This is a genomic window from Frateuria sp. (assembly GCF_013362045.1).
In the GTDB taxonomy this organism is placed as follows: Bacteria; Pseudomonadota; Gammaproteobacteria; order Xanthomonadales; family Rhodanobacteraceae; genus Frateuria_A.
In genome coordinates this window covers 1-12392 of the sequence record NZ_JABFWW010000277.1, presented here as the reverse complement: position 1 = coordinate 12392, position 12392 = coordinate 1, and the positions used below count along the sequence as shown (strand labels likewise).

The following is a 12392-nucleotide window of genomic DNA, read 5'->3' as shown; positions in this document are numbered from 1 at the left end:
AAGGGGATGGCAGCCCACCGGGCAACCGTGTCCCGCATGGCCGACTTCGACAGGATCAACCTACCGCATGTGGCTAGCGCGATACACCCGGGTAGGGCGGCGTGCCGTCGTCGGCGACGGCGCAGGCGCGGGCATTCTTGGCGCGGGCGTCGGCGATGGCGGCCAGCAGCGCCCTGCGGTCGTACGGCTTGGGCAGAAAGGTGGCGGTCGGGCCCAGGCGGTCGCTGGAGGCTTCCGGATCGCCGGAAATCACCACCACGGCGGCATTGGAGCCGCGCCGGCGCAATTCCTCGGTCATGCTGATGCCGTCCTGCCCGCCGCCGATGTTGACGTCGGTGACGATCACGCCGATCTGCGGCTGCTCGTCCATCAGCCGGATGCCGCTCTTGGCATCGCGCGCGGACAACACCTGGTAGCCGGCCGCATCGAGCAGCAGCGCCATGACTTCGCGCGTGTCCGAGTCGTCCTCCACCAGCAGTACAAGGTTGTCCTTTGCCATGACCCCTCCCGCACGCTCGCGCGGCCAGAACCGTGAATGCTGACCATACACAAGTGACGGAAGCGTGCAGGCCAAAGCCCTGCTGCGTCAAGCATTAAGCATGCGATCTTCCGTCTTCGGTTCACAAATGTTGATGTCCCGTGCACTTGCAGGCCGAGCCTGCGAGCAGGCACGTAAGAAAAGGGTCTGCAACGGCTCAGCGGACTCCTAGATAAGCCGCTTGACGCAAGTTGCCACGAAGGACGCCGGATATTGCGGCGCACTACCACGGTTTTCACCGGGATGACGCCCTGCCTTCACCGCCACCTGCCTAGGCTTCTATTTTCCAGCGGGAGGAGGCGGCAGACGTGGGGCACGATCCGGCACGTCGGGAATTCCTGAGGCTCGTCGGCACGGCCGTTCCCGCCAGCATGGCGCTTTGCGCCTGCGGCCGGACGCAAGGCGGCACGGAGCACGCCTCGTCCTCTGCCTTCCTGGCGCCGGAGGAGATGGAGTTCGTCAGCGCCGCCGTCGCGCGGCTGATTCCCTCCGATGCGCTCGGGCCCGGCGCCGACCAGGCCGGCGTCCCCACCTTCATCGACCTGCAGCTGGCCGGCCCCTACGGGCGTGCCGAGCGCTGGTACATGCAAGGCCCCTGGCCCCGCGGCGTGGACACCCAGGGCTATCAGCTGCGCTACACCCCCGCGCAGATCTACCGCCAGGCCATCGCCGGCATCGACGCGCATTGCCGCAAGCAGTACCAGCAGCCGTTCGCCAAGCTCAAGGCCGAGCAGCAGGACGCGGTGCTGCACGCGCTGGAGGACGGCAAGGTCGACCTGGGCGAATTGCCTGCCAAGACCTTCTTCCAGTTGTTCTGGCAGAACACCCAGGAAGGCTATCTGGCCGACCCGGCCTACGGCGGCAATCGCGATTTCGCCGGCTGGAAGCTGATCGGCTTCCCCGGTCCGCGCTACAACTACGTGCGCGAGATCCGCCAGTACGGCCAGCCCTATCAGCAGCCGTTCGTGAGCCTGATCGGCCGTGCGCCCACCGCGGCGCCCGGCCACCCCCGGAGCGCGACCTGATGGCGCGGCGCATGCCGCCGGTGAACGTGGTGCTGGTCGGTTTCGGCTGGACCGCCTCGATCATCGCGCAGGAGCTCACCGACGCCGGCGCGCAGGTGCTGGCATTGGAACGTGGCGCCTGGCGCGACACGGTGCCCGACTTCGCCACCGACCACATCCAGGACGAGCTGCGCTATGCCGTGCGCAAGCAGATCTTCGAGGCGCCCGAACGCGAGACGCTGACCTTCCGCAACAACGCCGGCCAGACCGCGCTGCCGATGCGCCACCTGGGCTCGTTCCTTCCGGCCGCCGGCGTGGGCGGTGCCGGCGTGCACTGGAACGGGCAGTGCTGGCGCTTCCTGCCGCAGGACTTCGTGGTCCGCTCGCACACCGAGCAGCGCTACGGCAAGAGCTTCATTCCCCAGGACATGAACCTGCAGGACTGGGGCGTCACCTACGAGGAACTGGAACCGCACTACGACAGCTTCGAATACCTCTGCGGCATTTCCGGGCTGGCCGGCAACGTCAAGGGCCAGCTCATCGAAGGCGGCAACCCGTTCGAGGGTCCGCGCCAGCGCGGCTACCCGCTGCCGCCACTGGAGCGCAGCGCCTCCACCGTGCTCTTCGACAAGGCCGCGCGCGCGGTGGGCTTCAAGCCGTTCCCGTGCCCGGCCGCCAATGCCTCGCGCCCGTACCGCAACCCGCTGGGCGTGCAGATGGGCCAGTGCACCTACTGCGGCTACTGCGAGTGGTTCGGCTGCGGCAACTACTCCAAGGCCAGCCCGCAGACGACCATCCTCCCGGTGCTGCTGAAGAAGGACAACTTCCGTTTCCGCACGCATTGCAACGTCACCCGCGTCAACACCGATTCGACCGGCAGGCGCGCCACCGGCGTCACTTACGTCGATGTCGACGGCAACCAGATCGAGCAGCCGGCCGACATGGTGGTGCTGTGCGCGTTCGCCCAGCACAACGTGCACCTGCTGCTGCTCTCCAAGATCGGCCAGCCCTACGACCCGGCCGCCAACAGCGGCGTGGTCGGGCGCAACTACGCCTACCAGATCACCTCGGCCGTGGACGTGTTCCAGAAGGAGCGGCTGAACCCCTTCATGGGCGCCGGCGCGCTGGGCCAGGCGATCGACGAATTCAACGGCGACAACTTCGACCATGGCCCGCACGGCTTCATCGGCGGCGGCTACGTCGCCCTGTGGAACACCGGCGGCCGGCCGATCCTGCAGCACTACCTGCCCGAGCATGCGCCCAAGTGGGGCGCCGGCTGGAAGCAGGCGATGCACGAGCACTACCTGACCGCCTGCTCGATCGCCACCCACGGCAGCGTGATGAGCTACCGCTCGAGCTACCTGGACCTCGACCCCACCTGGCGCGACGCCTACGGCAATCCGCTGCTGCGGCTGACCTTCGATTTCCAGCCCAACGAACACCGGATGTCGGACTTCCTCACCGGCCAGGCCGCGAAGATCGGCCGTGCGATCCCCGGCGCCAGCGTGCACGTGAGGAAGCGCCAGGGCCCGTATTCCATCGTGCCCTACCAGACCACCCACAACACCGGCGGCGCGGCGATGGGCAGCGACCCGAGGACCAGCTTCGTCAACCGCTACCTGCAAAGCTGGGGTGTGCCCAACCTCTGGGTGATGGGTTCGGCCGTGTTCCCGCAGAACCCCGGCTACAACCCCACCGGCACCATCGGCGCACTGACCTACTGGTCGGCCCAGGCGATGAAGCGTTACCTGAAGAACCCCGGCGCACTGGTGCCGACATGAGCACGCCATACGGTTCCCGGGCCATGCCGCTCGCCAAGGCAGCCGCCTTCCTGTGCTGCGCGGCCGTCGCCGTCGCGCTCTGCGCCGGATGCACCCACGACCGTGACGTCGCCGCCGCCGCGGCAGTCAAGCTCGGCGAACGCATGAGTCCCGGTCCGTACGGCGACATCGCCCGCGGCCGTTACCTGGTGCGCGCAGGCGACTGCGAGGCCTGCCATACCGCGCCCGGCGGCGTACCGTTCGCGGGCGACCGCGCCGTTCCCACACCCTTCGGCACGATCTACTCCACCAACATCACGCCCGACCCGGAAACCGGCATCGGCCGCTGGACCGGAGCGGACTTCTATCGCGCGATGCACGAGGGCATCGACCGCCTCGGCCGCCACCTGTACCCGGCCTTCCCCTATCCCTGGTACACGCGCCTCAGCCGCGACGACGTGCTCTCGATCAAGGCCTACCTGGATACGCTTGCGCCGGTGCGCCAGCCCACGCGGAGCAACGACCTGCCCTGGCCGCTCGATCGGCGCGGAGTCATGGCGGTATGGAACGGCCTGTACTTCAAGGACGGCACCTACCGATACGATCCGAAGCGTTCGGCGCAGTGGAACCGCGGCGCCTACCTGGTCAAGGGCGTGGGCCACTGCGGCGCCTGCCACAGCGACAAGAACCTCGCCGGTGCGACCGACCCGAGCGACCCGCTTACCGGCGGCTTCGGCGAGAACGCCTACGCGCCAAGCCTGGCTGGCGGCACCCGCGATGGGCTGGGCGGCTGGAGCGCGCAGGACATCGCGCAATACCTGGGTACCGGGCACAACAGCCTCAGCGCTGCCGCCGGGCCCATGGCCGAGGTGGTCGAGCGCTCCACGCAGTACATGAGCGAGGCCGACCGCCAGGCCGTGGCCGTCTATCTCAAGAGCCTGCCCGCCCCGAAGGAGGCATCGTTGGCCGGTATCGACCGCAGTACGCTCGACCGCGGCGCGGCGCTGTACGTCGACCATTGCGCCGGCTGCCACCTGGCCGAGGGCCAGGGCGAGCAGGGCGCCTTCCCGCCGTTGCGCCGCAACAGCGCGGTGCAGGCCAGCAGCGCCGACACGCTGATCGGCGTGATCCTGCAGGGCGCGCGCATTCCCGCCACGCGAGGCGATGCCACCGGCCTGGTGATGCAGGGCTTCGCCGACCGCCTCGACGACGCGCAGATCGCCGACCTGACCACCTACATCCGCAACGCCTGGGGCAATCGCGCCGAGGCGGTCGATGCCGACCACGTGGAAGACCTGCGCAGGACCCTGCGCAAGTCGCCGGGCGGCTGACTTCTCCCGGGCGAAGGTTTGGCGCTTCGCGTCCCATCGCTAGGGAAGGGCGGCCGCGCGCACTTCACACGCACCCTGCAATGGTTGGCGGCGAACGCTCGCTTGAAGGGGCCGCACGAGAGGGCGATGACCCAGATCTTCCATCCGCGCGTGGGCCTGCTCGTCAAGCTCATCCTGCTCGCGCTGCTGGTGCTCGCCAGCGCCGCGGTACTGGCCTGGCGCGGCCTGACCAACGAGCCGCACCGCATCGGCGAGGCGGTGGAGCAACCGGTGCCCTTCAGCCACAAGCACCACGTCGGCGACGACGGCATCGACTGCCGCTACTGCCACGCCACGGTGGAAACCTCCGCCTTCGCCGGCATGCCGCCGATCGCCACCTGCATGACCTGCCACTCGCAGCTCTACACCGACCAGGCGATGCTCAGGCCGGTGGTGCAGAGCTGGCGCAGCGGCGTGGCGCTGCACTGGCAGCGTGTGCACCAGCTGCCGGACTTCGTCTACTTCAACCACGCCATCCACGTGGCCAAGGGTGTCGGCTGCGAGAGTTGCCACGGCCGCGTCGACCGCATGGCGCTGACCATGCGCACGCGGCCGCTGTCGATGAAGTGGTGCCTGGACTGCCATCGCGCGCCGCAGAACTACCTGCGCCCGCGCGAAGAGGAGTTCGCCATGGACTGGAAGGCGCAGGACCAACAGAAGCTCGGCCTGGCGCTCATCGGGCGCTACCACATCGATACGCGCCGGCTGGCGGATTGCTCGGTATGTCATCGGTGATGGCGCGCCTTGTTTTTGGACCGCTCTCTCCTGCGCGCGACGTTGTGGGGAAGATCGAGGGACGGAATTCTCCTGCTTCTGTCTTCGAGCGAAGCAAAGCCAACGGCCTCCCCCTCTCCCCAACCCTCTTCCCCTCGCTGCGCGCAGGAGAGGGGGAGCAAGGCGGGCAAGCTCGCGCAATCTGCTCCCTCTCCCCCGGCCATGCCGGGGGAAAGGGTTGGGGAGAGGGGGAGGCCTTTGCCCCAAGCGCGAGGGAACGCGCATGAACCCCCTCGACCAGGCCCTGCGCGACCGGCTCGCCAACGCCCGCGGCCCCCTCTACTGGCGCGCGCTGGAAGAGCTCGCCGGGCAGCCCGACGTGCGCGCGCGCATCCACGAACTGGTGCCGCACCCGTCGCTGCTCGATCCGGGGCTCGACCGCCGCGGCTTCCTCAGGCTGCTCGGCGCGTCGCTCGCGCTGGCGGGCCTGGGCGCCTGCAGCCGTCCGCCGCAGCAGGAAATCGTGCCGTGGGTGCGCCATCCCGACCAGCTGCCGCCGGCGTTGCCGCGCTTCTACGCCAGCACGCTCGCCTGCGCCGGCGACGTGGCCGGCGTGCTGGTGGAGACCCACCAGGGCCGCCCGACCAAGATCGAAGGCAATCCAGCCCACCCGATGAGCCTGGGCGCCACCTCGCCGGCGATGCAGGCGGCCGTGCTGGAACTATGGGACCCGGACCGCTCGCAGGCACCGCTGCACGAAGGCGTCGCCGCCAGCTGGGACGACTTCCGCGCGCAGGCCGCCACGCTCGCCGCGCGCTACGTGCACGATGGCCGCGGCCTGCACGTGCTCGGCGGCCGCATCGACTCGCCCACGCTGGCTGCGCAGCGCGGGGCATGGCTGGCGCGCTTCCCCGGCTCGCGCTGGTACCAGTACGAAGCCATCGACGAGGACAGCGCGCTGGCCGGCGCGCTGCTCGCCCTCGGCACGCCGCTGCGCGCGCGCTACCGCTTCGACCAGGCGAAGGTGGTGCTCGCGCTGGAGGCCGACTTCCTCGGCAGCCAGCCCGGCGCGCTGCGCCATGCGCGCGACTTCATCGGCAGACGCATGCCCGAAGCGGATGACTTCAACCGCCTGTACGTGGTCGAGGCCAGCCCGAGCCTGACCGGCGCCAAGGCCGACCACCGCTGGCCGCTCGCCAGCGCACGGGTGGGCACCTTCGCGCTGGAGCTGGGCGAGCTGCTCGGCCTGCCGGGCGTGCATGCCACGCAATCCAGCGGCATCTCCGCGCGCCGGCTGCGTGCGCTGGCGCAGGATCTGGAGGCCCAGCGCGGCCGCGCGCTGGTGCTTGCCGGCCGCGCGCAGCCGCCGTGGGTGCATGCGCTGGCGCACCTGTTGAACGATGCGCTCGGCAACGCCGGCCGCACGGTCGAGTACTACGCGCCGGCCGAGCCCTGGGAAAACGCCGGCGAGGGCCTGCGCGAACTCACCGCAGCGATGGCCGCCGGCCGCGTGGAAACGCTGCTGGTCCTCGACGGCAACCCGGCCTACGCCACGCCGGCCGATGCGCGCTTCGCCGAACGGCTGGCGAAGGTGTCCCAGCGCATCCACCTGGGCCTGTACCGCGACGAGACCGCATTCGCCTGCCAGTGGCACCTGCCGCGTTCGCACGCGCTGGAGAGCTGGTCGGACCTGCGTGCTGCCGATGGCACCGCCAGCCTGGTGCAACCGGTGATCGCGCCGCTGTACGACAGCCGCACCGTGCACCAGCTGCTGGCGATGTTCCTGGGCGACACGCGGAGCGAGCGCGAGTGCGTGCAGTCCACCTGGCGCGCTCAGGATGGCGCCGATGCCGACGGATTCTGGACGGCGAGCCTGCAGGTCGGTGTCATCGCCGGCAGCGCACCGCCCGCGCAGGCTCCGCGCGTGGACACGGGCTTTCTCGCGCAGCGGCACGCGCCGCACGACCCGTCCGGCCTCGAGCTGCTGCTCGCCCCCGATCCCACCGTGTGGGACGGCCGCTACGCCAACAACGGCTGGCTGCAGGAACTGCCCAAGCCGCTCACCACGCTGACCTGGAGCAACGTGGCGCTGGTCAGCCCCGAGCTGGCCCTTGCGCACGATCTGAAGAACGGCGATGCGCTGGAACTGCGCGTCGGCGGCCGCCACACCCAGGCGCCGGTGTGGATCATGCCGGGGCTAGCCGCACGCAGCGTCACCGCGCATCTGGGCTACGGCCGCCGCCGGGCCGGGCGCGTGGGCGAGCAGCTGGGCTTCGATGCCTATGCCTTGCGCAGCCTTGCTGCGCCCTGGCGCAGCGGTGGCCTGCAAATCAATCGCACCGGCGCGCACTACACCCTCGCCGCGACCCAGCGCCACCACGCCATGGAAGGGCGTGCGCCGGTCCGTACCGGCACGCTGGAGCAGTTCCGCGCGCAGCCAGCCTTCGCGCAGGATGCGCCCACGCCGCCCAGCCTCTACCCTGCACGCCCACCCGGCGAATACGCCTGGGGCATGAGCGTGGACTTGAACGCCTGCATCGGCTGCGGTGCCTGCACGATCGCCTGCCAGGCCGAGAACAACATCCCCGTGGTGGGCGCCGAGGAAGTCGAACGCGGCCGCGAGATGCACTGGATCCGCGTCGACCGCTACTACGAAGGCGACGCGCAGGCCCCGCGCATCCACCACCAGCCGGTGCCGTGCATGCACTGCGAGCACGCGCCGTGCGAGCTGGTCTGTCCGGTCGGCGCCACCGTGCACGATGCCGAAGGGCTCAATGTGCAGGTCTACAACCGCTGCGTGGGCACGCGCTTCTGCTCCAACAACTGCCCGTACAAGGTGCGCCGCTTCAACTTCCTGCAGTACAGCGACCTCGCGACCGAGAGCCTCAAGGCGCAGCGCAATCCGGACGTCTCGGTGCGCAACCGCGGCGTCATGGAGAAGTGCACCTACTGCATCCAGCGCATCGAGACCGCCCATATCGCGGCCGACATCGCCGGGCGGCGCATCGCCGACGGCGAGGTGCTGACCGCCTGCCAGGCAGCGTGCCCCACCCAGGCGATCGTCTTCGGCGACCAGCAGGATCCCGCCAGCGCGGTCAGCCGGCAGAAGGCCTCGCCGCGGCACTATGCGCTGCTGGCCGAACTCAACACGCGCCCGCACACCACGTACCTGGCCTCCATCCGCAATCCGCATCCGGCGCTGGAGGACGACGCATGAGCGTGCCGCTGTTCGCCCCGCGCGAAACCAACGCCTCGATCACTGACACGGTAAGCGGGCTGGTGCTCGAGCGCCCCACGGGCCGCCTGTGGCTGTTCGCCTTCGCGCTGGCCTTCGTGCTCACGGCATGGCTCGGCGTGGGCATCGCCTGGCTGCTGGCCAGGGGCGTGGGCATCTGGGGCCTGGACATCCCGGTGGCGTGGGCCTTCGCGATCGCGAACTACGTGTGGTGGATCGCCATCGGCATGGCCGGCACCTTCATTTCCGGCGGGCTGTACCTGGCGCGGCAGGGCTGGCGCAACGCGCTCAACCGCTATGCCGAGGCGATGACCGTGTTCGCGGTGTCGGTGTCGGGCATCTTCCCGATCCTGCACCTGGGCAGGCCGTGGTTCTTCTACTGGCTGGCGCCCTATCCCGACCGCATGGGCCTGTGGCCGCAGTGGCGCAGCTCGCTGTTCTGGGACTTCTCCGCGATCGTCGCCTACCTGATCGTGTCGATCCTGTACTTCTACGTCGGCCTGATCCCCGACCTGGCCACCCTGCGCGACCGCGCACGCACGCGCGGCAGGCAGGTCTTCTACGGCCTGCTCGCGCTCGGCTGGCGCGGCGAGGCCCGGCACTGGCAGCGCTTCGAGACGCTGAACCTCCTGCTGGCCGCGATGGCGGTGCCGCTGGTGTTTTCGGTGCACTCGATGGTGGCGCTGGATTTCTCCGAGGGCCTGCTGCCGGGCTGGCACTCGACGATCTTTCCGCCGTTCTTCGTGGCCGGCGCGCTGTTTTCCGGTTTCGCCATGGTGCTGGTGCTGGGCATTCCGCTGCGGCGCTACTTCGACTTGGGCGACTTCATCACCGCGCGGCACATCGAAAACCTCGCCAGGCTGATGCTCGCCGCGGGCCTGTTCGTGGACTACAGCTACGCCGCGGAACTGTTCAACGCCTTCTACGGCGGCGACCGCTACGAGGTCGCCCACGCCATGGCCGAGCTCACCGGCGCCTACGCCTGGACCTACTGGACGATCGTCGGCTGCAACGTGATCGCGATCCAGGCGCTCTGGTTCGAGCGCGTGCGGCGCAGTCGCGCCGTCCTGTTCGTGATCGCGCTGCTGGTGCTCATCGGCATGTGGCTCGAGCGCTTCCTGTTGATCGTCGGCAGCCTGTACCACGGCTTCCTGCCTTCCAGCTGGGGCATGTTCTATCCCACCTTTTGGGACATCGTGTTCCTAGTCGGCTCGATCGGCCTGTTCTTGCTGCTGTTCCTGCTGTTCGTGCGGCTGCTGCCGGTGCTGCCGATGTTCGAGCTGCGCAAGCTGCGCGCCAGGCTCGACCGGGAGGCGGCATGAGCGTGTCCTGCGACCGCGGCTGGCTGGCGCGCTTCGACAGCGCCGGAGCGCTGCTGCAGGCCGTGCGCGAGCTGCGCGATCTGGGCTACACGCAACTGGAGGCCTACACGCCCTATCCGGTGGAGGGCCTGGCCGAGACGCTGGGGCCGGTGCGCAACCGCATCCCGCTGCTGGTGCTGCTGGGCGGGCTGTGCGGAGGTTTCGGCACGCTGTTCCTCGAGTGGTACGCGTCGGTGGTCGACTACCCGATCGACGTGGGCGGCCGGCCCGACGCGAGCTGGCCGGCCTTCATCCCGGCCGCGCTGGAAATGACCATCCTGTTCGCAGCGCTGTTCGGCGTGACCGGCCTGTTCGTGGCCAACGGCCTGCCGCGGCTGGTGCATCCGCTGTTCGCCGTGCCGGGCTTCGAGGCGGCCAGCCGCGATGGGTTCTTCCTGTGGCTGCGGGCGGACGATCCGCGCTTCGACGAAGGCCGCGCGCACGCCGACCTCGCGCGGCTCGCGCCTTTGTCCATCGACGAGGTGGTGCCGTGAGCGTCCGCCGCCCGGTGCTCGCCTTCGCCCTGCTCGCACTGGCCGGCTGCGAGCAGGCCATGCACGACATGTACGACCAGCCCAGGTACAAGCCGCTGGCACCCAGTCCGCTGTTTGCCGACGGCACCAGCGCACGCACGCCGCCGCCGGGCAGCGTGCCGCTGGCGCAGGGTGCGGCGGCCGACACCAGCAGCGGGCGGCGTGGGCACATGGCGCTGCCGCCCGATCCCGGTCCGGCCGTGCCGCTGGATGCGCAGGGCGCAAGCCTCGCCCAGGGCGATGTCGGTGAACGGCGCTACGCCAATCCGCTGCCGGTCACGCTGGCGTTGCTCGAGCGCGGCCGCGGGCGCTTCGACATCTACTGCGCGCCCTGCCACGGACGCAGCGGCGATGGCGACGGCATGATCGTGCGCCGTGGTTTTCCGGCGCCGCCGAGCTACCACACCGACCGCCTGCGCAACGCACCGGACAGCCATTTCTACCAGGTGATCAGCGAAGGCTACGGCGTGATGTACCCCTACGCCGACCGCATCGACCCGCGCGACCGCTGGGCGATCGTGGCCTATATCCGTGCGCTGCAGCTTTCCCAGCACGCGCCACGCGATCGGCTGGCGCCGAAGGAGCTGGCGCGACTGCCGACGACACCGGACAAGGGCGGGGAGACGCAGCGATGAGCGCGCTGCCGAAGACCTCACGCAACGAAGGCCTCGCCGCGGCGGCCGGCCTGCTGGCGCTCGTCGCCTGCCTGCTGCTGGGCCTGCACGCACCGCGCGTGGTGCTGCTGTCCTACCTGTTCGCCTGGCTGTTCTGGCTGGCGCCTGCGCTGGGCAGCGTCGGCCTCTTGATGATCCATGCGCTGACCGGCGGCGACTGGGGCGTGGCGCTGCGCCCCGCGCTGCTGGCGGCGAGCCGGCGGCTGCCGCTGATGGCGCTGCTGCTGCTGCCGGTGCTGATCGGCGTGGCCGTCGTGTTTCCCTGGGCCGGCCAGCACGCGGGCGCGGACCCGGCGCAACGCTGGTGGCTGGATGCGCCCTTCTTCGTCGCGCGCGCGGCGGTGCTATGGCTGCTGTGGCTGTGGCTCGCACACGGCATGCGCCGGCGGCTGGACACGCCGCAGGCCGGGCGCTTCGCGGCCGGCGGTCTGGTCATCTATGCGCTGAGCATCTCGGTGGCGGCGGTCGACTGGGTGGTGTCGCTGGTGCCGCGCTGGCACTCGACGGCATTCGGCATTCTGCTGGGCACGGCTCAGCTGCTGGCGGCGGCGGCGCTGGCGGTCGGCATCAGCGTGGCCTGGCGCGAACCGGCCGCCGCGGCATGGACGTCCAGACGGCTGAATGACCTGGGCAGCATCCTGATGGTGCTGGTGCTGGCCTGGGGCTACCTCGCCTTCATGGATTACCTCACCGTCTGGATCGCCGACCTGCCCACCGAGACCGTGTGGTATCTGCCGCGCCTGAAGACGCCGTGGCGGTGGCTGGGCGCGTTCCTGGTGGTCTTCCACCTTGCGCTGCCGTTCGCGGTGCTGCTCTCGCGCCGGGCCAAGCAGCGCGCGGTGTGGCTGGCCGGCGTGGCGTGGTGGCTGTTCGCCGCGCAGGTCGGCTATGCCGGCTGGCTGGTGCTGCCGGGGCTGCGCACGAACGCGCTGGCCTGGAGCGATCCCCTGGCGTGGGTCGGCATCGGCGGCCTGTGGTGGCTGGGCTACGGCGCACAGCGGCGGGCCGCGCTGGGGGCGAGCGCATGAGCCGCCAGCCCGATTCGCACGAGTCATACGCCGTGGCCGCAGGCCTGCTGCACTGGGCTGCGGCGATCCTGGCGCTCAGCCTGCTGGCGATCGTGCTGCTGGTGTACGTGTGGGCGCGGCCGGTGCTCACCGCCGGCGCCGCGCCGATGCGGCCGCTCCCGCCGCCGCCGCGGTT

10 protein-coding genes are annotated in these 12392 nt (G+C 70.1%); 9 read left to right on the top strand and 1 reads right to left on the bottom strand.

Annotated elements, in window-relative coordinates:
* Nucleotides 1-73: 73 nt before the first annotated feature.
* A complete protein-coding gene (locus HOQ08_RS13430) occupies nt 74-499 on the bottom strand; it encodes a response regulator (RefSeq protein WP_291195805.1) in 426 nt (141 codons plus the stop codon).
* Between the two features lie 488 nt (nt 500-987).
* On the opposite strand from HOQ08_RS13430, the gene HOQ08_RS13425 reads away from it, so the two are divergent.
* The 9 genes from HOQ08_RS13425 to HOQ08_RS13385 all read left to right on the top strand — a co-directional run bounded on the left by HOQ08_RS13425 (nt 988) and on the right by HOQ08_RS13385 (nt 12217).
* Nucleotides 988-1563 carry a gluconate 2-dehydrogenase subunit 3 family protein gene (locus tag HOQ08_RS13425; RefSeq protein WP_291195803.1) on the top strand — a complete coding sequence of 192 codons (576 nt, stop codon included), beginning with the start codon at nt 988-990 and terminating at the stop codon, nt 1561-1563.
* Entirely contained in the window at nt 1563-3323 is a 1761-nt protein-coding gene (locus HOQ08_RS13420) for a GMC family oxidoreductase (protein ID WP_291195800.1), read from the top strand. Before HOQ08_RS13425 ends, HOQ08_RS13420 begins: the two co-directional genes overlap by 1 nt.
* Entirely contained in the window at nt 3320-4633 is a 1314-nt protein-coding gene (locus HOQ08_RS13415; RefSeq protein WP_291195797.1) for a cytochrome c, read from the top strand. The genes HOQ08_RS13420 and HOQ08_RS13415 overlap by 4 nt, the downstream gene beginning before the upstream one ends.
* 126 nt (nt 4634-4759) lie before the next feature.
* Nucleotides 4760-5407, top strand: coding sequence for a cytochrome c3 family protein (locus tag HOQ08_RS13410; protein WP_291195794.1), 648 nt, complete (start codon nt 4760-4762; stop codon nt 5405-5407).
* A gap of 262 nt (nt 5408-5669) precedes the next feature.
* The gene (locus tag HOQ08_RS13405) at nt 5670-8603 is read left to right on the top strand and encodes a Fe-S-cluster-containing hydrogenase (RefSeq protein WP_291195792.1); all 2934 of its coding nucleotides are present in this window, start codon (nt 5670-5672) and stop codon (nt 8601-8603) included.
* Nucleotides 8600-9943: an NrfD/PsrC family molybdoenzyme membrane anchor subunit gene (gene nrfD, locus HOQ08_RS13400; protein WP_291195790.1), complete on the top strand. Its 1344-nt coding sequence runs from the start codon at nt 8600-8602 to the stop codon at nt 9941-9943. Before HOQ08_RS13405 ends, nrfD begins: the two co-directional genes overlap by 4 nt.
* Nucleotides 9940-10476: a DUF3341 domain-containing protein gene (locus HOQ08_RS13395; protein ID WP_291195788.1), complete on the top strand. Its 537-nt coding sequence runs from the start codon at nt 9940-9942 to the stop codon at nt 10474-10476. The genes nrfD and HOQ08_RS13395 overlap by 4 nt, the downstream gene beginning before the upstream one ends.
* The gene (locus HOQ08_RS13390) at nt 10473-11150 is read left to right on the top strand and encodes a cytochrome c (protein ID WP_291195786.1); all 678 of its coding nucleotides are present in this window, start codon (nt 10473-10475) and stop codon (nt 11148-11150) included. Before HOQ08_RS13395 ends, HOQ08_RS13390 begins: the two co-directional genes overlap by 4 nt.
* Nucleotides 11147-12217: a hypothetical protein gene (locus HOQ08_RS13385; protein ID WP_291195784.1), complete on the top strand. Its 1071-nt coding sequence runs from the start codon at nt 11147-11149 to the stop codon at nt 12215-12217. The genes HOQ08_RS13390 and HOQ08_RS13385 overlap by 4 nt, the downstream gene beginning before the upstream one ends.
* Nucleotides 12218-12392 lie beyond the last annotated feature (175 nt).